Genomic DNA, 19,537 nt, shown 5'->3' on the forward strand with positions numbered 1-19,537 from the left:
CCCGCAAACCCGTACCGCTTTTGAGCCCTCGGTCAGGTTTTAGTTGAGCCGACGCGCGCGGCGCCATGTGACGACAAACCCGGGTAGAATGGGGCGCGGCGAAAGCCCGCGCGCCCGTAGCTCAGCGGATTAGAGTACCTGACTTCGGATCAGGTGGTCGGGGGTTCGAATCCCTCCGGGCGTATACATTCTGGATCGATTGTATGGATCTTGGCTGCTGCCGGCAACCCTGGCGAACCACCGAGCGTAATCCAAATTGACGGTTCACCCGGTCCACGCCGGTCGGGCCTAAACTCCGGAGGCGATTCGGTTAATTGAGAAGGGAGGCCGCCCATGAAGGCGCTGCCCAAGGTACTGATTCTGGGAGGCAACTTTGCCGGGCTGACCGCGGCCCGATTCATTCACGAACGATGCGGCGAAAGTGTAGAAGTAACGCTCGTCGATCGCAAAGCGGATCTGCTCTTCATACCGAATATCGGTATGGAGGTGTTGGAGGATCGCGACCCGGCGGAGACGATGCGTTTCGACATCGTACCGTTTCTTGACCATGACGGTACCCGCTTCGTTCGCGCTCAGGTCACCGAGATCGACCTCGCAAAACAGTGCGTCCGGGCGATTCCAACCGAGCGCCCGGGCTCTGCAACCGAGACGCTCCGGTACGACTATCTCGTCATCGCGCTTGGGGCAAGATTGGCGTTCGATCATATCGAGGGTTTCGCCGAGTATGGTCACGCAGTAACCGATAGCTGGTATGGCAACAAGCTCCGAGCCTTTCTCCATGGCGGCAGCTATCGCGGAGGGCCGGTCTTCATTGGGTCGGCGCGCTTCCACCAGGGCACTCGCGGGAACCCCGACTGGCTGCCGCTATCCGGCGCCGCCTGCGATGGGCCGCCGCTCGAGACGGCGCTGAGCCTTGCGGCGTGGTTGGAGCACCGTCGCCTCGGCGGTCCGAAGAACATCACGGTGTTCTCGCCGGCAAACGTAATCGCTGAAGACGCTGGGCAGCCCATCGTCAAGGAGTTTTTGGAGATGGCCGGCGGAATGGGCTTCCATTATGAGCGCGATACCCCCGACATTGCGTCGGTTGCCGAAGGCGGAATCACGTTCACTAACGGTAAATCGGTGGAAGCCGAACTCAAGATCCTGCTGCCGGATTGGCGGCCGCACGACTTTATTCGTGACCTGCCGATTGTGGATGAGGCCGGGTTCATCATCACCGATCGGCTGATGAGGAATCCTCAGTACCGTGAGGTATTCGCACTTGGAGACGCTGCCGCCCTCACTGTCCCGAAACTCGGGGCGCTTGGCCACACACAGGCGGAGATTGTTGCCCGCCAGCTTGCAATGGAAACCGGCCAGCTGTCGAGCGAAGAGGCGGCCAAGCCATACTGGCCCCAAATTGTGTGCTTTGGTGACATGGGGCGCCATAAGGCATTCTATATCCACTCCGATGTGTGGTACGGCGGCAGCACCAGCATATTCAAGATGGGGTACATGCTCTACGCGATGAAACTTGCGTTCAAGGAGATGTACTTCCGAACGGGTGGCAAAGTCCCAGGTTGGGGTCTTCCTGTTAGCGAAGTCTTAGCTGATAGTATCCTGTAGGCGCTGTAATCGGTCGGAACGGTAAGCGGCAAGTGCGCCAGATGTTTGCCGCGATTGTCTCAGCCGTCGACGGGCCTGCAGTTATCGTCGACCAGGGATGTGGAACCGTATGAACCTGTTCATTTCCGTGGATATAGAAGGCATAAGCGGTATCGCATCGTTCAGCCAGTGCATGGGTCCGGATGCCGGTCAGGCAGATTGGGCATATGCCCGCAGGATGCTGACGGGCGACGTAAATGCCGCGATTCGCGGCGCCCGTCGCGGAGGCGCGGATCGTGTGGTTGTCAAGGACTCACACGCCGGATGCCGGAATCTGCTCATCGGTGACCTTGAGCCCGGAACCGAGCTGATTTCCGGCTGGAAGGGTCCCGTAGACCTGTACATGATGGAGGGCCTGGATCAGGAGTCGTTTGATGGCGTTTTTCTCGTGGGTTACCACGCCATGGCGGGCACGCTTGAGGGCGCCATGGAGCATGCCTTGAGCGGCAGCATACATAGCTTCACCGTCAACGACGTGCCGGCGGGTGAGATATACGCAAGCGCCGCCATGGCTGGAGATCTGCGCATACCCACGTTGCTGGTAACCAGCGATCAGGCGGGCTGCGATGAAGCGGCCGGCTTACTGCGACGCGTTCAAACGGTTGCTACAAAGCGAGCAATGGCACGCTCGATGAGCTGGCTGCGGCACCCGCATGACACGGTTGCCGAGATTGAAGAGAAGGCGGAGGCGGCAGTGCGCGGGCGTACAGCAGTCGAGCCATTTTCGGTGGTTGGGGAGGTAAAGCTGGCAGCGCGATTTCGGGGCGTGCAGATGGCGGATACGGCAGCAGCGCTGGAGGGTTCGGTGCGCAGGGATGCGTATACGATTGAGGTGTTTGGATCAACCTTTACGGAGGCATACCGGCGATTTGGAGCTGTACTGGCTCTTGCGTCGGTAGGCGCCAAAGTCGGCGACTAGGGCGCCGGATCGTCATTCAGCTTCCAGGCGGATCGTGGCGCGGACAACTCCGGCCCGCTGGTGCCGCACGGTTACCTGAACCTCACCGGCAGTTTGGCTCTCAACCACCCATTCAATCTTGGCGCGTTCGGTACTGGCATCGGTTGTGAATGGTCCCGGTGCGCTCGTCTTGTACGCCCGTCCTTCCAGCTGACCACACTCCATGCGAAGTTTGCCGCTGCAAAGCTTTGCGCCCTGAGGCAACTCGATCTCCGCAACCACGTCACGCACAACTGCGTGCTGCAGCGCGGTTTTTGTAACATAACTGGGTAGCCATCCCGTGTTTTCCACCACGACCTGAACCAGCCACACTCCCGCGCGCAACCGGCGAGCTGTGGCGCTGCGCAACTCCATCAGCGGTGAGATCAGACAGTGAAAGATTGCCCAGTCTGCCAGCGGCGCGATCTCAGCTTCCAGGCAGCATGGCGGAGGATTGCGAAAAGCGTACAGGTAGTCCCATCCGCCAAGCTCGATGTCGCCGAGTTGCGGATGCTTGAAAGGCCGCCAGTCTTGCCATGCTGAGCCGCCCGGCAGTGAATCGGCCCAGGTCAGCATTTTGATATCGTCCTCTGCTGGATGCTCGCGGTACCACTCGATGAACTTGCGGCCGACTATTCCGGCATGTGCTTGTGGCGCCCAGATCTCGCACGTCCATGCAAACACACCCACGTGCTCAAACATCCAGTCGTCGAAAACGCCGGTGATCACCTCTTGAGGGTGGTAGCGGAAGTCGTGGTAAACGCTCGCTGCAGGATAGCCCGTTATCTCTGCCCCGCGTTCACCGATCTTCTGGTAAGTCCAGAGGTCCTCGGCAGGCATCTTCTCGTCCGGCTGGCCGCTGTACGGCCGCAGCAGAACGCCGCTGTGTGTGTGAAATGATATGGCGCCAGTGATGTTAGGATGGTCGGCAATGAACCGCATCAGATTGTAGACTTCCGGCTCGCTCCCGGGGAACGGCCCTGCGCCCCCCTGCTCGAACTCCTGCCGCCAGTCTGCGGGAAAGTTACGATTCAGGTCGAGCCGCTCCTTTGGAGGCTTGACCTTCAGGGTGATACCATCCCAATCGGGTATCAGCCCCTCCGGCATCAGCCGGAAGTACCGGCCACCCGTCTCGGTAGGCTCACGCCGTGTCAAAAGTCGTGGCTCTAGGGCATTGACCTTCCAGGCGCCATTGGGATCGGGGATGCGCATCTGCACCATCCTCCCATCACCATCAACATCCTGAACTTCCAGCCCTTCCAGCGGCTCTTCGTCGTACGGCCAGGGGCGCGTGCTGCTGCGGAGCAACCTGGGCCGCTCCGCAAATAGCTGCTCGGCGCCATCCGGGTTCACGCGCGGCACTATATAGAAAGCCCGGGTATCCAGGCATCGGGATATGCCGGGGTCGGAACCGTAACCACGGAGCAGCTTCTGCAAAAGATACAAGAGGGCTGATGATGGCGATACCTCCGTTGCGTGGATGTTGCCATCGCACCAAAACGCCGGCTTTTCAGATGCGGGGCCGGTAGCACTGTTAGTCACCGTGGCCAGCAATACGTCTCGACCCTCGTAGCTGCGTCCGATCGAGGCAAGTGAGAGCAGAGCGGGATACTCACGAGCCAGCGCTTTCAGGATGCGTGTAAGCTCGTGGTACTTGTAGTAACAATCAAACCGAATCTTTTGCGGCACGGTCGTCCCCCGGCGCAGCCGATGATTGGCAGCTAGCTGGCAAGTTCCGTTCCTGGCGTACCGCTTCCTTCACCGGACGGTCAACTGCCGCTGAAGCCGGCTGTTAAAATGTGCCCGGCGAGTCGCACTGAGACGGAGCGCGAGCTGCGGCCGCGACTGCCGCGGTGCTTCCGACACTCTCGCGCGGTACTGAGTGACAGCCCATCTCCGGTGGCGCTGTGACGGGCGGCGGCGGGAGGACCTCCTACGGAGGCGGAACGCCCTCAGGCTCCGACTGTTCGGTTTTTGCTGGATGCAACTTCCGTTCAATAGATTGCGCCACCGCAATCAGGTCTGATGGGGCCGGCCGTACCCGGTCGTTCGGGTTGATGTATGCGAACGCAATACTGGCGTCGCCTCCTACAACAAACGTGGCCGCTCTCAGGACAGTACTGCCGGTATACCGACCCGCATAGAGTTTGGCGGCATCGCCGGTCTTGTCCGACAGAAAGGTAATCCATTTGAGCTTGTACCGGTCACGCATCTGCTTCTGCGCCGCCGGATCCTCGTTGGATATCGCGAAAACCTGAGCGTGCGTTTTGAGAATGCCGGATTTGGATAGCCCAACCTGAGCCATCTGCTGATTGCAGTACGGTCACCAGATGCCACGGTAAAAGATCAGGATCACAGGGCGTTTGCCAAACTGGCGGCCCACAGTTACGCTCTTACCGTCCACCGCGGGCAACGTGAATGAAGCCGCCTTCTTTCCAACGAACCCTTGCGTGTAATCGGGCGGCTTCGGTGGAGGTTGCGGACTCTGTACGGCGGTCTGGCACGCGGAAGGCATGCATGTGACGAGCAGCGCGGTCGCGGCAAGCGCCATGTTAACCACGCATTTCACGGCGATTCCTCCATTCTGGACCATAGATTGACCGAACTGTACGGCGGTATTTCGCTGCCCTTGGACCGCTTACCTGCGTGCGCGGCATAGTCAACGCAAGTAGGGCCGCTGCCAGGTCTCAACTACTGTGCGCCGTCCCCCAGCGCAGCGGGGATCGTGATGGAGCCCGGCTTGGCGCGTCACGCGAAGCCCTTTGACTCGTCCATATGACTTGCGGTACAGACCTCCTTTGGAAGCTGAAGTCGCAGGAGCAATCAGCAATAGTGCTCGTTCCCGGCGGCAGCTCAAGCGCCACTGCCTGTGAATTTGCTCACGATGGCGTACACAGGCGGCCCGAAGTGAAACGATACCGCGCGTGAGTGTGTCTAAGTAGATGTTTCCACCCGGAGCGCTGGGCAAGTGCCGCCGCAGTAGCGAGGCGGCCTTATACCGGGCAGGAAGGAGATGCGTTATGGCGGCGGCGAAATCAGATGGCAGTTCGACGGCAGCGCTCCCACCGTGCGATCACCGCGAATTCCAGCGACTCATTGAGCGCACTAAGCGCCAAGCCTATAACATGGCATACCGCATGACCGGCAATCGGGAAGATGCAGAGGACCTCACGCAGGAGGCCTATTTACGCGCGTATCGCTCCTTTGGCACCTACAACCGACAAATGCCGTTTGAGAGCTGGTTCTTTCGCATCCTCTCCAACCTCTTTATCGATCTGGTGCGTCGCAAGCCGAAAATCCGACCGCTCTCTCTCGATCAGCCCGTTTCCGATGAGGAATCCGACACGAATCTGATCCTTCAGGTCGCCGACGAATCGGCAAATCCGGAGCATCAGGTACTGGATGCGATGCTCGATGAGAACCTCCAGGCGGCACTCGACTCGCTGCCGGATCCGTTTCGCATCGCCGTTCTGATGTGCGATGTGGAGGGAATGAGCTACGAGGCGATCGGGAAAGCAATGCACTCCTCGATCGGGACCGTCCGATCGCGAATCCATCGCGGAAGAACGCTGTTGCGGAAGCGTCTTGCGGCGCCTACGCCGGCAAAGCGTGGACTGCGTGCGCGCCTCAAACCGTTGATCCCTACGGACTCGGGAGAGCGATCCGGAACGCCCGAGCCGGCCTGACTCGTTCACGTCGGCGGACCATTTGTACGTCTCCATGGCCGATCGTGCGTTGGTGCGGGTAACATTCTCCCTGCACTGATACGGATGGGCAGCTAGCTTGGCATGCTCGCCGTCCGCAACCACGCACCGTGCCAACACGCTTTGTAGATACCCACTGTCACCTGAATGCGCCTGAGTTTACGGATGACTGGCCGGAAGTACTGGCACGGGCAGTGGATCTTGGTATGGCGGCCGCCATCGTGGTGGCTTATGACCAGCTTAGCGCTGAGCGCGCACTGGCCCTGGCAGCTGAACACCCGGAGAGGCTCTGTGCATCGGTGGGCATTCACCCCGACGCCGTTGCAGAGTGGCAGGCGTCAGAGAACTGGGTACGTGGTATCGCTCGCTCCGGCGCCGTAGTGGCTGTTGGCGAAGTCGGTCTGGATCGTGCTCGTGGCCAGCTGCTGGATAGCCAGTTACCAGTTTTTGAGGCGCAGTTGGCGATCGCCGAAGCGTGCCAACTGCCGCTAATTGTACACTGCCGCGATGCCTGGGTTGAGCTTCTCGAGGTCATCGAGCGCTGGGAGGGCCGGGTGAGTGGCGTCTTGCACTGCTTTACAGGCAGTGTGGACGACGCCAGACGCGCCACCAATGCCGGGTGGTATCTCGGTTTCGGCGGGATCGTTACCTACCCAAAAGCCGAAAACGTTCGCGCGGCGGCTGCTGCAGCGCCCGCGGCACACATCCTGCTGGAGACCGATGCGCCGTGGCTGGCGCCTGTTCCAAATCGCGGCAAGCGCAATGAGCCGGCGTACATTCCTGCAGTCGCGGCTGCGTTGGCGGAACTTCGTAACGAACCCCTTGAGCAACTGTATCACTCTACAACCGCAAACGCCGCGGCGTGTTTTCCAGCAGCTGCACGGATTATGAGCAGCGCATGAACATCCTTCTGATTGTGGTGGATACGCTTCGAGCAAGCCGGTTGGGCTGCTATGGCTACCCGCTGCCGGTCAGCCCACGTATCGATGCGCTCGCTCGAGAGGGACTTCTGTTCGAGAACTGCATTGCGCCCGGTATACCGACAACACCGGCGCATACCACGCTGTATACCGGTCTGCATCCAATTGAACACAACATCGTGTCGCACGGTGGAGCGGTGGATCTTGACAGGAAGATCGACGTACTACCGGAACTGCTTCAGCAGACCGGGGTAACCACCGCCGCTGTGGACAATCTGGTGGATATCAAGCCCTGGCTGGGCCGTGGCTACGAGTTCTACATCAATCCGTCGTTTCGACACAAGCTGCGCCTGATGATTACGGCCGAAGAAGTCAACGCCCGCGCGATACCGTGGTTGATGAGCCACTCACGCGAGTCGTTCTTCCTGTTTGTCCACTACTGGGACCCACATACGCCATACGCTCCGCCCACCGGGTACGAGCGGTTCTATCCGAAGAGCCGCGACCGGTTTTCCGCCCAGTTCAACTCCATGGAGCGGTTGAAGGAGCAGCCCCTGTGGCGTATGTTTGGCGATATCTGGTTCAACAAGCTGGGACCCGTAACCGATGCCGACTACGTGTCATCACTGTACGATGCCGAGATACGGTATGTGGACGACGGCATCGCGGCGCTGTTGGAAGCCCTGGAGGCCAGTGGCGCCGCGGACGACACGATGGTTGTGCTGGTGGGCGACCACGGCGAAAGCCTGACAGAGCACGATATCTACTTTGATCACCATGGGCTATATGAGGACGTTGTGCGCGTACCGCTCATTATCCGCGCTCCCGGTAGGGTGCGCGCCGGCAACCGGCATCCAGGAATGGTCTCGCACATCGACGTCGCCCCGACCATAATGGCCGCCGCCGGTGGGCCCGTATCACCGGCGATGAGAGGCAGGGACTTGTTGGCGGGCTCATTATCACCAGACGAGCCAATCGTATGCTGTGAATGCACCTGGCAGGCAAAGTGGGGTGTTCGTACTTCAAACCGCAAGTACATCGAATCGCGCAAACCCGACCACCACAATATGCCGTTGTACGAACTGTACGACCTGGTAGCCGATCCAAACGAACAAGTGAACCTTGCTCCGAACAGGCCGGATGAGGTGCAGCAATGGCACACGTGGCTGAATGAGTGGATTACACACGCCTTAGAGAGATGCGGGCGGAGTGAGGATCCGCTGGAAGCGCAGGAATTGACCCTGGGAAAGCGCTGGTACCGATAGCCGCGTCAGGGGCTTCGCCGAAGCACGAACATACTCTCTTCCACGGGTGCTGCTCCAAACTCCGGTTGCTGTCCCTGCTCAAGCATTGACTCGCCGCCGCGCTGATGGGAAGCAACTCCAATGGTTGGCTCCGGTACCTGCGATTCCTCGTCCGTGCCTGGTTCCGTTCGGCTGCGGCTCAACTGCAATTTGCGAAGCATCTGTTTTAGCTCCGCCACGTTCGAGGAACGGGAGATTGCCTCTCCCTCGCTCACGGTGTTCTCCATCACCAACTGGAGCAGTGCCTGGTTCATCGTGCGCATGCCCCAGTAACCGTCTTCACCATCCTGACGCATCATTCCATAGAGGTCGCCATGTTGGCCATCTGCCAGTAGATGCTCGATCGTGGGGTTGACTACCAGCATCTCCAGAGCCGCGGCAAGCGCGTGACCCGATAAGCATGGCAGCAGTTTCTGCGAGATGACGCCGCGGAGCGAAACGCTGAGCCGCTGCCATAAAAGCGGTCGCTCGGCCGGCGGATACAGGTTCGCCACACGTTCGATGGTCTCGCAGGCGCCGGCCGTGTGCAGCGTTCCAAATACAAGGTGCCCGGTCTCTGACGCTTGAAGGGCTACGTCCAGCGTACGCTGGTCGCGCACTTCTCCCATCAGAATCACATTCGGTGTTTGGCGCAGTACCTGCTTGAGAGCCTCTTCATAGGAGTGTGTGTCAACCCCGACCTCGCGCTGGCTGATCATCGCCAGCTTGTCCTGATAGACATATTCGATCGGGTCTTCCAGCGTGATGATGTTCACCGCGAAGTGCCGATTGATATGCTCGATCATGGCCGCAAGCGTCGTGGATTTCCCGGATCCGGTCGGACCCGTCACCAGCACGAGACCGTCGCGGTATTCCGTCAAGCGCGATACCGCCTCAACCGGTATCCCGACCTCATCCAGAGTGCGCACGGTAAGTGGCACCAATCGGCAGGTGGTTGCCACAGAATCGCGCTCAAAGTAGCAGTTCTGGCGGATACGCGCCACACCCGGAACTGTGAACGACAGGTTCATCTCCAGATGCTCGGCAAAGCGCTGTTGCTGCGCATGCGACATCTGCTCCTCCGCAAGCGCTCGAGTCTGTTCGGGCGTAAGCGCCGCTCCTTCTGACTTCGAGATCTTGCCGTAACACTTGAAGCCCGGCGGGGAACCGGCTTTTAGGAACAGATCGGACGCGCCCATGCTCGCTGCCTGAGCGATGAGTTCCAGTAGTGTGGGAGATTGCACGTTTGCTGAGTTGTTGGAGTCCGTTTGCATGCTCGGCGTTATCTCTCGGACGCAGCCGCTGGTTGGCTCGTCACGCAGGGTCATTGAGTCCCGACAAACAAGATGTGCATCTGCTGGCCGGAATGCTCCGCGCCAGAGTACCGTAGTGGCGATAAGCCGAGCGGGAATAGTGCCCTAACGTTCGGAATCGGCAGCCGGCGCGTTGGCGCGGCTCAGCCGCACGCCGGTCAGCTCATCGAGCCTGCGCAGCGCCGAGTACCGGTCGATCAAAGCCGACAGGGAGTACCGTTCCGCCAGCACGTGCACCGTGAGCAGCACGAGTACCGCCGCGATGCGAACGGAAACCGGCAGCGTCAGGAACCCGATGCCAATTGCAGCGCCGAGCGAATTGCTCCCCACATCGCCCAGCATCAGTAACGCCTTGCGGTCGTAGAACCACTCCAGGAGAGCCGGCACGGCCAACACGGCCAACGGCAGGAGTCTCCCTAGTTGGGTGGGACAAAGCAGCCACACAGCGACGCCGGTGAAGCACGCCATCCCGATAAATGCCGCGGTGGCGCGACCCGGTCGGACGTCGAGCAGGTTGATAACATTGGCGCTCAATGCGATGAGCAGGCTGTTCAGAACCCACACGGCCGCCGAAGGCGGCACGAATTGCCGTGCGATCCATAAAGCTGCGGCAAGGCCGCCGACGGCCTTTACAAGGCCGGTTGTTATGCGCCGCTCCTGCACCAGCGCGCGCAGGTGGCCGCGGATGCCGCGTGCGCGGCTGTCGCCGAGCCAGTCGTCAATGAGTCCCAGCGTGCCGAACAGCACCAGCGCAATGATCCAGAGGGAATATGAGGGGGCAGCGAGACGTGGCCAGTCGGAGAGCGTCGCAAGGATGAGAGAGGCGGTTCCGACCACCACGATTCCTGCGGCTATCGGTACAGGTTCCCCCACGAAGTTGGGTCGAACGGCTTCTGCATGCAGTGCAGCACGACGGAACGCAGGTAAGCCCGCGATCAAACAGAGGGCAGCGGCGATCGTCGTAGCCCAGATCACTGTTTGTTCGCCCCCCGCGAGCGGCGCCGTCTTGGGAGCGCGGCAAGCCCAACCGCGACGGAAACATCGACAAACTGACGCGCGCGGTGCCTCCAACCGGCGACACTGTTTCCGGTGACGCGATGCGTGAAGTCAGCCTCGACCTCCACAACCCGCGCGCCGCGACGCAAGGCGTCGATCGTCGCGGCGACTTCAACGCCCCAACCACGCGGCAGGCGCTCCGGCAGCATGCAGCGACGGATCGCACGCTGACCGCTGAGCGGGGCGACTGCCGTGAAGCCCGTCAGCCGGCGTATACCCCATCGCGCGAGGCGCACCACCATCCCGCGTCCGCGTCTCGGCCCTCCGCTCCCCGGCAAAATCGCGATCGCAAGATCGGCTTCGCCGGCTTCAATTGGCCGGAGGAGCTCGGCGACCGCCGCGACCGACTTTCCAAGGTCGGCATCTAGAAGGAGCGCCGTGTCCTCGTCGATCAACGGGATGCCCGCCATCAGCGCAGCTCCTTTGCCGGCATGACGTATGGATATTACACGCGTGGCGCCGGAGGCGCGGGCCACCTCGACCGTCGAATCGGTCGAGCCATCATCCACGACCAGAATCTGTGTGATGTTGGCGGTCAGTGCGGCTAGCGCGCGAAGCGTCTCTCCGATCCGCTCCGCTTCGTTCCAGGCCGCGATCAAGACGGTGACGCGTGGGCCGGCAAACACCTGAACGTCACCGCGATTTGCTTGAGGCGGCATCAGTACTATGGTGCAGCTGGGTCCGGCATCAGTTGGTGCGCCGTCGGCTTAACGCCGAAGTCATCGGGATCGCGCTTGAACGAGAGAACCAGCGAGGTTTGACCAATAACCGTATCCACATCGTCCACGGTAGCCAGCTGGAGGCCCGCCGCATGGTATGCCGCCACGTCCGACACCGTCGCTGACTCCGGCTCGGCCATTGTTACCGTGATGCCTGAATTCTGGAGACCGCGGACCAAGGGTGCGTCGATTTCGTCGATGCGGCCGGCATCAGCCTCACGACCGCCGCCCACAATCACCGCGTCATGGCAGCCAATCGAAAAATCTGTGTCCGCATGCGTCGTCACCATCCCGACCGACACGAGGCTCGGCAGCAGCGCTCGCTCTGGATTGTCGCCATGCGCCACGATGTTTGCGAGCGCGGTTACCAACTCCTGCCGCGAGGCGGGGGCTTGCGACCCAGCACGGCTGATCGTGGCCAATCGTCGAGCCACGTCCGAATCGTCCCCGGAGGCTCGGGTACCTAGCGTCATCACGCCGGTAACCGTGGCGCCCGCCTGCTCAAGTGTATCAGCCACCGAGGCGCCCGTATCCGGGTAGTCACCGGTGATAACAACCGCAATTCGATACCCGGTGAGTTTGTTGACCAAAAACACCGGCGAAACCCGTGTAGCATAGGTTTTGTATGGTTCCAATTGCGTCGTTTGCTGCGTCAGCGTGCGACCGAGGTCCGAGATGGCATTCGCCTGCCGTGCGGTAACGGTTGGCGAGCCGTACAGCCCTCCAATCAACAGACCCACCGCAAGTGCGAAGAAGATCGCCGACACGGTGATCACGTGATACTTGAATCCAGGTCCCAGCTTTGCCTCCAGAATACGCGGACCGCACCTACCGAGATGATATACGGAGCCACACGGAAAGTGTTTCGAGCAGGTTGCGGCCCATTGGCGATGTACCCAAAACGGCGAGTACGGCGCTACCGGCAGCTACCACCACAAGCGCCATCTCCCGAAACCGAGGATGATGGTGCGCCCAAAGTCTTCCGATGCCCTTTGCGTCTACTAACTTGGAGCCGATCCGCAGGCGGGTAAGAAACGTGCTGGCCATTCCCTGACGACCCTTATCCAAAAAATCTTCGAGGGAAAAGTGTGTGCCAACCGCGACAATCAGCGTGGCCCCCAACTCGTCGGCAAGCAACATGGCCGCGTCCTCACTTGTTCCTGCCGCGCGCATCACGACGGCATTCAGACCCAGGGCAAGCACTCTCGCCATGCCCGGTGCTCCGCGCGGATCACCCTCCTTGTAAGCATGCACCACCAGTTCAGCGCCACACTTTAGCGCTTGATCCGAGATACTGTCCATATCGCCGAGGATGATAGAGGGTTTCAGCCTTGCGTTCAGCAGGGCATCTGCTCCGCCATCAACGGCCAGCAGCACCGGATCGGAGTCGCGCAGGTACTCCTTCAGCATGGCCAGGTCGGCAGCGTGGCCCTCGCCGCGGACCACAATCAGTACGTGTCGGCCCTTTATACGTGTCTGGAGCTTCGGCACGCTCAACGCGTCAAACAGCAAGCTTTGCTCGGCGTTCAGAAATCCAAGCGTATTGCGCGCGAAGTGATCAAGCTCACCACGCAGATTCTCCCGCCCACGCTGCATCAGCTCCTCAATCGACGCCGCGTTAAGCAGGTTCCCGGTCAGCCTTACGCCCGATGCAGTAACCAGTTCGTTGCCGACCAGTCCGCCGATGATGCCATCCGGCAGCGCCGTGAATGCCGCGTCGCCCACATTGTCGAGAATCGGGATACCGGCTTCCGAGAGAACTGCCGGGCCTCGGTTCGGATATCGGCCGGTAATGCTGATGGCGGCATTCACAACCGCCGACGGGTGGCGATCGGCCAGAGCCTGCGCAGCGGTAGCATCCAGGTCTGGGTGGTTGATGAGAGCAATGTCGCCGGGTTGCAGCCGCAACACCAGATGTTTGGTTCTCGCGTCCTTCCGGATCACCTTACCAACAGCCGCCAGTGTCATAGAGGAGATGCCGCCTCCCGGCGATCGAGCGGAAGTGAACGCGCTATCATAGTGCAACCGGCGCGTGATGTCAAATACCGCGGCCTCCCGCTCGGGTAGAATAGGGCGTGGGGCACGGAGACCTGTGCAGCTTGGATGCCAGAAGTGATGCAATCCTTATTCAAGGGCTGGAGTTTTACGGATACCACGGCGCATCCGACGAGGAGCAGGAGGTCGGCCACCGCTTCGTCATCGACGTGGTATTGGAGGTGGATCTTTCGGTAGCCGGGAAGTCGGACGCCCTTGCTGATACGGTGAGTTATGCCCGTGTCGCCCGGCGACTGGTAGAAGTAGGAACGCACGACAAGTACCGGCTGGTGGAGGCGCTCGCCGAAGGTTTGTGCCAAATGGTGCTGCTGGAATTTCCGGGCGTAAACGCTCTGGAACTGTGCGTAAGAAAGTCGTATCCTCCGGTAAATATGATCGTATCTTCAGTAGGTGTACGGATTTACCGGTCCCGCTGACCGGCGCTCCGGTTGGTGGTAAGGTTCGGTTCGGCAACCAGGGAGCAGCATCCCTGACACATATGGGCGATGTCAACATCTCCGTTCTGTCGCGGCCTCCAGCCGGACGAACTGCTCGCCCTGGAGTTCATTCCCATTATGCTTCAGCTCCCGCTTCCGGCGGAGATCACGGCGCTTGATGCCACAGCGACGTCTGAGCGAGTTCGGCGCGTTCGCGCTGAGTTGGCCGAGCGCGTGATCATTCTCGGACACCACTATCAACGCGACGAGATCGTTCGATGGGCGGATTATACGGGAGATAGCCTTAAGCTATCGCAGCTCGCTGCCGCGCATCCGGAGGCTCCGTGGATCGTCTTCTGTGGCGTGCACTTCATGGCGGAGACGGCCGACATCCTCACCACCCCAGAGCAGACAGTGATTCTCCCGAATCTGAATGCCGGCTGCTCCATGGCCGATATGGCAGCCGCCGGGCAAGTGGAGGCCTGTTGGCAGACACTCGGCAACTGGCTGGATGCAGACGGCATTGTGCCGGTTACCTATGTCAACTCCACGGCCGCGATCAAGGCGTTCGTCGGGCGACACGGCGGAGCGTGCTGCACCTCGTCGAACGCACGGCAGGTTCTGGAGTGGGCACTTGGTCGCGGTGACCGCGTTCTCTTTCTTCCGGACCAACACCTGGGCCGGAACACCGCGGTGGACCTCGGCCTCAACCCGGAAGGAGAAATGGCCGTGTGGGCGCCTAGTCTTCCGGATGGCGGGTTGACCGCTGCTGACGCACAACGGGCGCGGATCCTTCTGTGGAAGGGCCATTGCTCGGTTCACGCTCGGTTTACGGTAGAGCAGATTGAGCAGGCGCGTTTGACGAAACCAGGCTGCCGAGTCATCGTGCATCCGGAGTGCCTTCTTGCGGTGGTTCGCGCAGCCGGGGAATCCGGCTCGACCGAGCGGATCATCGATGCGGTTGCGAGTTCTGCCCCGGGCACCACCTGGGCGATCGGTACGGAAATCAATCTCGTCCGGCGGCTCGCTCAGCAGCATCCCGATAAGGAGATCTTCTGCCTCGACCCGGTTGTATGTCCCTGCTCCACTATGTATCGCATTCATCCGCACTATCTTCTATGGGTGCTGGAGGAACTGGCTGCGCAGCGGGTTGTAAATCCGATCCGCGTGGCCCCGCTGGTGGCAGCCGACGCTCGCGTTGCGCTGCAGCGCATGTTGAGTTTGAGCCGGCCGTTACCCGAGCTCGCGCTTAGCCGGTGATACATGGACGGTGCGCTCACGCGTGATCAGCACCGAGCCTGCCGGCGCGCCCTTGGGTTTACGAACATACCGACGTTCGGTAATGTCTACGGCTACAAAGGCGGCGTGCTTCTGCTCACTGTGCAGTGCGCACTGAACCGCCGCAAATTGGATCGTGTCGGCATCGACGCCCTCCGGATGTCCGTTGGTGCGGATAATGACATGCGCGCTGGCTCCGGCGCGCACGTGCAGCCACAAGTCGGATGGTCGCGCCAGCCGCGTGGTGAGCAAGTCGTTTCCGGTCGCGGAGAGGCCGACCAGTACTTGGTAGCCGCCTGGAGATGTCAGGCTCCGAACTTTGCCGGGCACCCCGCCTGAGGCGCCCGACGTCGGCGTTGCGCCACGGGCGTCCCGCGCGCTGCCTGGGAGATCGCCGGCCACAAGCAGTTCCTGAGCAGCCGATTCCCGTTCTCCGGCGGCTAGACACGCGAGCGCAGACTCCAGTCTTTTAATCCGTGCGGTCAGCTCATCAGAGCGGCTTGCGGCCATGGCGCGTGTTCGCACCATTTTGCGCGCCCGATCGAATGCCCGCTTTACGTTCTCGCCTGGCGAGAGCTCTGGGTCCAGCTCGACGCTTCGTACGTTTTCGGTTCCGGACGAATAGTCGACGACGCTCACCGCGTCGGAACCCGCTCGAATCTGCCAGAGGTTTGCCGCCAATAGCTCCGCGAGCGCCTGCAACTCGTCCGCCCTTGTGGATTCCGCAATGTCAAGCTGAGATGCCGCCAGAGCCCGTGTTGAACGCTTCAACGCAGTTTCCAGCACAAAGGCAAACGGCTGCTTCGTCGCCTGCGCTGCTTGTGCACCAGCGGGCTGTGCGCGTTCGAGAGCCTCGCTGATGGTGGATACTCGCTCCACGATGGCGCCGGCCAGCGGCGCTGGTTCAAAGGCAAAAGCGTGCACGACTCCGTCTGGCGCGGACCGTTGTATCCAGCCGTACGTTGGCGAGCCGAGCGCAGCTGAGACGATCCGCGAGATGGCCTCGACGATATCAGGCGACTCACATTCCGCGCCGCATCGCCAGGCTGCAGCGTTCGCTGGCGCATCGGCCAAACCAAGCTCACGACAGGCGTTTTGGATTCGTTCAGCAACCGTAGCGCCTGCTGCCCGGCTGACACAGAGTTGAATACTTTCACCTGTCAGAGCCGGTCGGATGCCTGGGAGAGGTTGATACCGGAGTCCAGGCCAGATTGCCCTGCTGGATGGCGCCCGTGCCTGCCGCTTGCGCGCTGCGTCGATGATGGTTCGCTGTTCGGTGACCAGGATCGCATTGCTTCTCGGGCCGGTCATCTCCAATACCAGTCTCCATGTTCTTCGTTCACCTGAAGTGAGTTCTCCGGAAAAGGCAAACTCAATAATCCGGTCGAAACCCGGCTGTGAAACGGAGGTTAGCTGCCACCCGTTCAAGCGGTTACGTAACTGCGCGGCGAAGCCCTGTGACCTGGGCCACTCCTTTGCGTGGTCGGCCGGGATCCTGTGCGTGCGACAGGTTGCAGCGTCCAGCGAGACAAGCACCCACGCCATTGTCCTATCGAGCGCAAGGCCCAGCGCGAAGTTGGTTTCGTTGAGCGATCGTGCTGACTGTACAGCGCCGCCGACCAGGCTCGACTCGAACTCCTGTGTAACCGCAGCAGCAGTTACATTGTCGAATATTGCAGTGGAATTCAGGATTGCACCGTTTGGCAGCTTCGTGACCGGGAGTCACGATACGTGGCTGTGCTATAATGCACCCAACCTATTGTGGCTTGCGATACACCGTCGCAACACCCTTTTTGTCGCGTCAGGAGGACCGCCGGGTGCCGAAAATCGATACCGCAGACTTTCGCAATGGTTTGTCGTTTCTGCTGGATGGTGATCTGTACACCGTCGTGTGGTTCCAGCATCACAAACCGGGCAAAGGCGGCGCGGTAATGCGCTCCAAAATCCGTAATGTACGGACCGGTGCGATTGTGGATAGAACGTTTAATGCCGGCGAGAAGTTTGACCAGGCTATTCTCGAGCGCCGTACGGTTTCGTACCTTTACCAGGACGGCACCGAGTACGTATTGATGGATCCTGACTCTTACGACCAGATTTCGGTAACGGCAGCCGCGTTCGGCGCCACACTGAAGTACCTCAAGGATGGCATGGACCTGACGCTGATTGAACACAATGGTGAGGTCCTGGAGGCCGCGCTTCCGTTCTTTGTTGAGCTCGCCGTAGCCGAAACGGACCCCGGTGTCAAGGGGGATACGGCGTCGGGAGGGTCCAAGCCGGCAAAGCTGGAGACCGGCGCAGTCGTAAACGTGCCACTGTTCGTCAATGTTGGAGATGTCGTAAAGGTAGATACGCGAACCGATACGTATCTGGAGCGCGTGAAGTAGTTTTACCGCGAGTTTGGCGGCTTGTTGCAGTCGCAGTGGGTGGCAGCCGCTGTTTCGCTGCCGACCGGCGCATCCGGAGGGCACTTTCGTGCGAGTGACACAGTCGGGCGGCCGCGGCGGCGACAGCGGCCGGATCATGGAGACGGTGCGCGATCTCTCGGCAAAGGCATTCTCGATTGCCGCCGTCGCCACAATTCTTGTTGCCGGCTACCTCATTTATGGTTTGCTTACCGGCCGGCTTGCCGAAACGAGCGCCATGTCCCATGCGGACCGCGCGCACCTTATCGAGCTCGTAACCAACATCTCGAATCTCCTGACGATCTGTACGTTGGTAACAGTGGTTACAGGAGCCGTATCCTTTTGGGATGTTGATGTACTGGCGTACGGATTTCTGGGCGCCGCGGTGTTCCTCGCTTACGGTCTGCAGTACTGTATTGCTTACCTCAGCCAATCCGGCACGGCTATCCTGCAAGGCGCGGCAGCGCAACTGACGCTGGGCGAAATGCATACGATGGCCCTGGCCCTCGGCGTGCCCGGCCTGATACTGACAGTGTTCCACCTTGCCGCGCGCATCTGGGACGGAATCGCTCACCGTGACCTGTCTCACGTGGAGTATGGCAGGAACGCCACTCGGGAGGCGAACCGAAGCGCCGCTATAGGTGCGCTAGCCAACTGTTGGCAGCTCGCGTTTTGCAGGGAGGGCATACGCAAGAACTGTCCGATCTTCCATGCCCGTACCAAGTGCTGGAAGCAGCGCGTTGGATGTATGTGCGAGGAAAACATTATCCTGCTCTCCATGGGCGGGGGCACACAGACGCCAAAGTCTCTGGAGAACCAAACTACCGCGACCGCAACGGGCTTCGTACCGATCGGCGACTTGATTACGGGTAGTACCGAGGAGGCCAGGAAGAACATTCCCACCCGTGTGGGGCCGCGCGGCATACGCATTCCGGTGAATCCCCACATAACTCCGGCGCAGGCGCGCAATCGCTGTAACAACTGCATCATATACAACGAACATCAACGTCAAAAGTATCAGTTGCTGTCAGCTCCGGTTACGCTCATCGTGCCGCTGCTGGTGTACTTTCAATTCGACCACCTCCGCCTCATGGTTGAGTGGGCGATGCAGCAGCTGGATAACTTGATCGGCCATGTTTCCTTCAGCGCCGGCGTCGATCCGCAGATTGGTGAGAAGTTCGGCTCTCTGCCGATTGAGACGATCATCATCGTATGCCTTTCGCTGGTGCTCATGACCTGGGCTCACCGCCTGCTTGAATACTGCATGTTCAAAATCAAGATATGATGAGCTGTAGATCTCTTCATGATGTGAGCGAGCAATAATGGAAAACAACCTGGAAATGACGGAACTGCATGAGCTGGTTCGGCTGGGCCGCGCGAGTGGTATGCGCGAGGTCACGTTAGCACACGGCGATGCTCAACTTACCGTGAAGTTTGCGGAGCATGAGGCGCCGGGCGCGACCCACACAACGGCGCGCCCTCGCGCCGGTGAGGTGACCCTCACGTCGATTGACGTCGCCGTGCCGGACGGTGAGAATGGTCTTGCCGATGGTCTCGCCGAGGTGCGATCTCCCATGGTCGGCGTATTCCGCCAGGGCGTGAAAGCCGTCGGTTCCGGTTCTCCGGTCGTGCAGGATAAGGAGATTGGCGTTATTGACTCGATGAGCATCCTGAACTCGATTGCAGCGCCGTGCGATGGTGAGATTGTGGATGTGTACGTGGAGGAGGCGATGCCGGTAGAGTACAATCAACTGCTGTATACGGTTCGGCGAGCAGAAGAGGGGTCGTAACCGGCGCACGCTCCGTTTGC

The 19,537-nt window shown here is 60.4% G+C and carries 19 protein-coding genes and 1 tRNA gene; 11 read left to right on the forward strand and 9 right to left on the reverse strand.

Going from position 1 to position 19,537, the window contains the following annotated elements:
• Positions 1 to 110: 110 nt before the first annotated feature.
• The 3 genes from KGJ62_07215 (at position 111) to KGJ62_07225 (ending at position 2,563) form a co-directional block, all read left to right on the forward strand.
• Positions 111 to 184, forward strand: a tRNA-Arg gene (locus KGJ62_07215).
• A 149-nt stretch (positions 185 to 333) separates the two neighbouring features.
• Complete coding sequence (locus KGJ62_07220) at positions 334 to 1,605, forward strand: FAD-dependent oxidoreductase (GenBank protein ID MDE2126362.1); 1,272 nt, start codon at positions 334 to 336, stop codon at positions 1,603 to 1,605.
• 109 nt (positions 1,606 to 1,714) lie between these two features.
• Positions 1,715 to 2,563: a M55 family metallopeptidase gene (locus tag KGJ62_07225; protein MDE2126363.1), complete on the forward strand. Its 849-nt coding sequence runs from the start codon at positions 1,715 to 1,717 to the stop codon at positions 2,561 to 2,563.
• A gap of 12 nt (positions 2,564 to 2,575) precedes the next feature.
• On the opposite strand, the gene KGJ62_07230 is transcribed toward KGJ62_07225, so the two are convergent.
• From KGJ62_07230 to KGJ62_07240, 3 genes are all read right to left on the reverse strand, one after another.
• On the reverse strand, positions 2,576 to 4,270 hold the full coding sequence (locus KGJ62_07230) for a carboxypeptidase (protein ID MDE2126364.1): 1,695 nt from the start codon (positions 4,268 to 4,270) through the stop codon (positions 2,576 to 2,578).
• A gap of 244 nt (positions 4,271 to 4,514) precedes the next feature.
• Positions 4,515 to 4,886, reverse strand: coding sequence for a redoxin domain-containing protein (locus tag KGJ62_07235; GenBank protein ID MDE2126365.1), 372 nt, complete (start codon positions 4,884 to 4,886; stop codon positions 4,515 to 4,517).
• An 18-nt stretch (positions 4,887 to 4,904) separates the two neighbouring features.
• Positions 4,905 to 5,150: a hypothetical protein gene (locus KGJ62_07240; GenBank protein MDE2126366.1), complete on the reverse strand. Its 246-nt coding sequence runs from the start codon at positions 5,148 to 5,150 to the stop codon at positions 4,905 to 4,907.
• 451 nt (positions 5,151 to 5,601) lie between these two features.
• Between KGJ62_07240 and KGJ62_07245 the strand changes: the two genes are divergently transcribed.
• The 3 genes from KGJ62_07245 to KGJ62_07255 all read left to right on the forward strand — a co-directional run bounded on the left by KGJ62_07245 (position 5,602) and on the right by KGJ62_07255 (position 8,470).
• The gene (locus KGJ62_07245; protein MDE2126367.1) at positions 5,602 to 6,267 is read left to right on the forward strand and encodes a sigma-70 family RNA polymerase sigma factor; all 666 of its coding nucleotides are present in this window, start codon (positions 5,602 to 5,604) and stop codon (positions 6,265 to 6,267) included.
• Positions 6,268 to 6,395: 128 nt separating this feature from the next.
• On the forward strand, positions 6,396 to 7,187 hold the full coding sequence (locus KGJ62_07250) for a TatD family hydrolase (protein ID MDE2126368.1): 792 nt from the start codon (positions 6,396 to 6,398) through the stop codon (positions 7,185 to 7,187).
• A complete protein-coding gene (locus KGJ62_07255) occupies positions 7,184 to 8,470 on the forward strand; it encodes a sulfatase (GenBank protein ID MDE2126369.1) in 1,287 nt (428 codons plus the stop codon). Before KGJ62_07250 ends, KGJ62_07255 begins: the two co-directional genes overlap by 4 nt.
• A gap of 5 nt (positions 8,471 to 8,475) precedes the next feature.
• Here KGJ62_07255 and KGJ62_07260 read toward each other — a convergent pair whose 3' ends face one another.
• The 5 genes from KGJ62_07260 to KGJ62_07280 form a co-directional block, all read right to left on the reverse strand.
• Positions 8,476 to 9,762: a PilT/PilU family type 4a pilus ATPase gene (locus KGJ62_07260; protein ID MDE2126370.1), complete on the reverse strand. Its 1,287-nt coding sequence runs from the start codon at positions 9,760 to 9,762 to the stop codon at positions 8,476 to 8,478.
• A gap of 144 nt (positions 9,763 to 9,906) precedes the next feature.
• A complete protein-coding gene (locus tag KGJ62_07265; protein MDE2126371.1) occupies positions 9,907 to 10,776 on the reverse strand; it encodes a hypothetical protein in 870 nt (289 codons plus the stop codon).
• Positions 10,773 to 11,516: a glycosyltransferase family 2 protein gene (locus tag KGJ62_07270; GenBank protein ID MDE2126372.1), complete on the reverse strand. Its 744-nt coding sequence runs from the start codon at positions 11,514 to 11,516 to the stop codon at positions 10,773 to 10,775. Before KGJ62_07270 ends, KGJ62_07265 begins: the two co-directional genes overlap by 4 nt.
• A 5-nt stretch (positions 11,517 to 11,521) precedes the next feature.
• Positions 11,522 to 12,352 (reverse strand): copper transporter, encoded by an 831-nt coding sequence (locus KGJ62_07275; GenBank protein ID MDE2126373.1) that lies wholly within the window; start codon positions 12,350 to 12,352, stop codon positions 11,522 to 11,524.
• Positions 12,353 to 12,404: 52 nt separating this feature from the next.
• Positions 12,405 to 13,544, reverse strand: a complete 1,140-nt coding sequence (locus KGJ62_07280; protein ID MDE2126374.1) for a hypothetical protein — start codon at positions 13,542 to 13,544, stop codon at positions 12,405 to 12,407.
• A 131-nt stretch (positions 13,545 to 13,675) separates the two neighbouring features.
• Here KGJ62_07280 and folB point away from each other — a divergent pair, with 131 nt between their 5' ends.
• Together folB and nadA are read left to right on the forward strand one after the other, a co-directional pair.
• Positions 13,676 to 14,047, forward strand: a complete 372-nt coding sequence (gene folB / locus KGJ62_07285) for a dihydroneopterin aldolase (GenBank protein ID MDE2126375.1) — start codon at positions 13,676 to 13,678, stop codon at positions 14,045 to 14,047.
• A gap of 138 nt (positions 14,048 to 14,185) precedes the next feature.
• Entirely contained in the window at positions 14,186 to 15,307 is a 1,122-nt protein-coding gene (gene nadA, locus KGJ62_07290; GenBank protein ID MDE2126376.1) for a quinolinate synthase NadA, read from the forward strand.
• Here nadA and KGJ62_07295 read toward each other — a convergent pair.
• The gene (locus KGJ62_07295) at positions 15,281 to 16,636 is read right to left on the reverse strand and encodes a DUF814 domain-containing protein (GenBank protein MDE2126377.1); all 1,356 of its coding nucleotides are present in this window, start codon (positions 16,634 to 16,636) and stop codon (positions 15,281 to 15,283) included. The genes nadA and KGJ62_07295 overlap by 27 nt on opposite strands.
• Positions 16,637 to 17,070: 434 nt before the next feature.
• On the opposite strand from KGJ62_07295, the gene efp reads away from it, so the two are divergent.
• The 3 genes from efp to KGJ62_07310 all read left to right on the forward strand — a co-directional run bounded on the left by efp (position 17,071) and on the right by KGJ62_07310 (position 19,517).
• On the forward strand, positions 17,071 to 17,709 hold the full coding sequence (gene efp / locus KGJ62_07300; GenBank protein ID MDE2126378.1) for an elongation factor P: 639 nt from the start codon (positions 17,071 to 17,073) through the stop codon (positions 17,707 to 17,709).
• 88 nt (positions 17,710 to 17,797) lie between these two features.
• Positions 17,798 to 19,012 (forward strand): hypothetical protein, encoded by a 1,215-nt coding sequence (locus KGJ62_07305; GenBank protein ID MDE2126379.1) that lies wholly within the window; start codon positions 17,798 to 17,800, stop codon positions 19,010 to 19,012.
• A gap of 37 nt (positions 19,013 to 19,049) precedes the next feature.
• Complete coding sequence (locus tag KGJ62_07310) at positions 19,050 to 19,517, forward strand: hypothetical protein (protein MDE2126380.1); 468 nt, start codon at positions 19,050 to 19,052, stop codon at positions 19,515 to 19,517.
• Positions 19,518 to 19,537: the final 20 nt, after the last annotated feature.

This window comes from Armatimonadota bacterium (genome assembly GCA_028871815.1).
Lineage (GTDB): Bacteria > Armatimonadota > Chthonomonadetes > Chthonomonadales > Chthonomonadaceae > REEB205.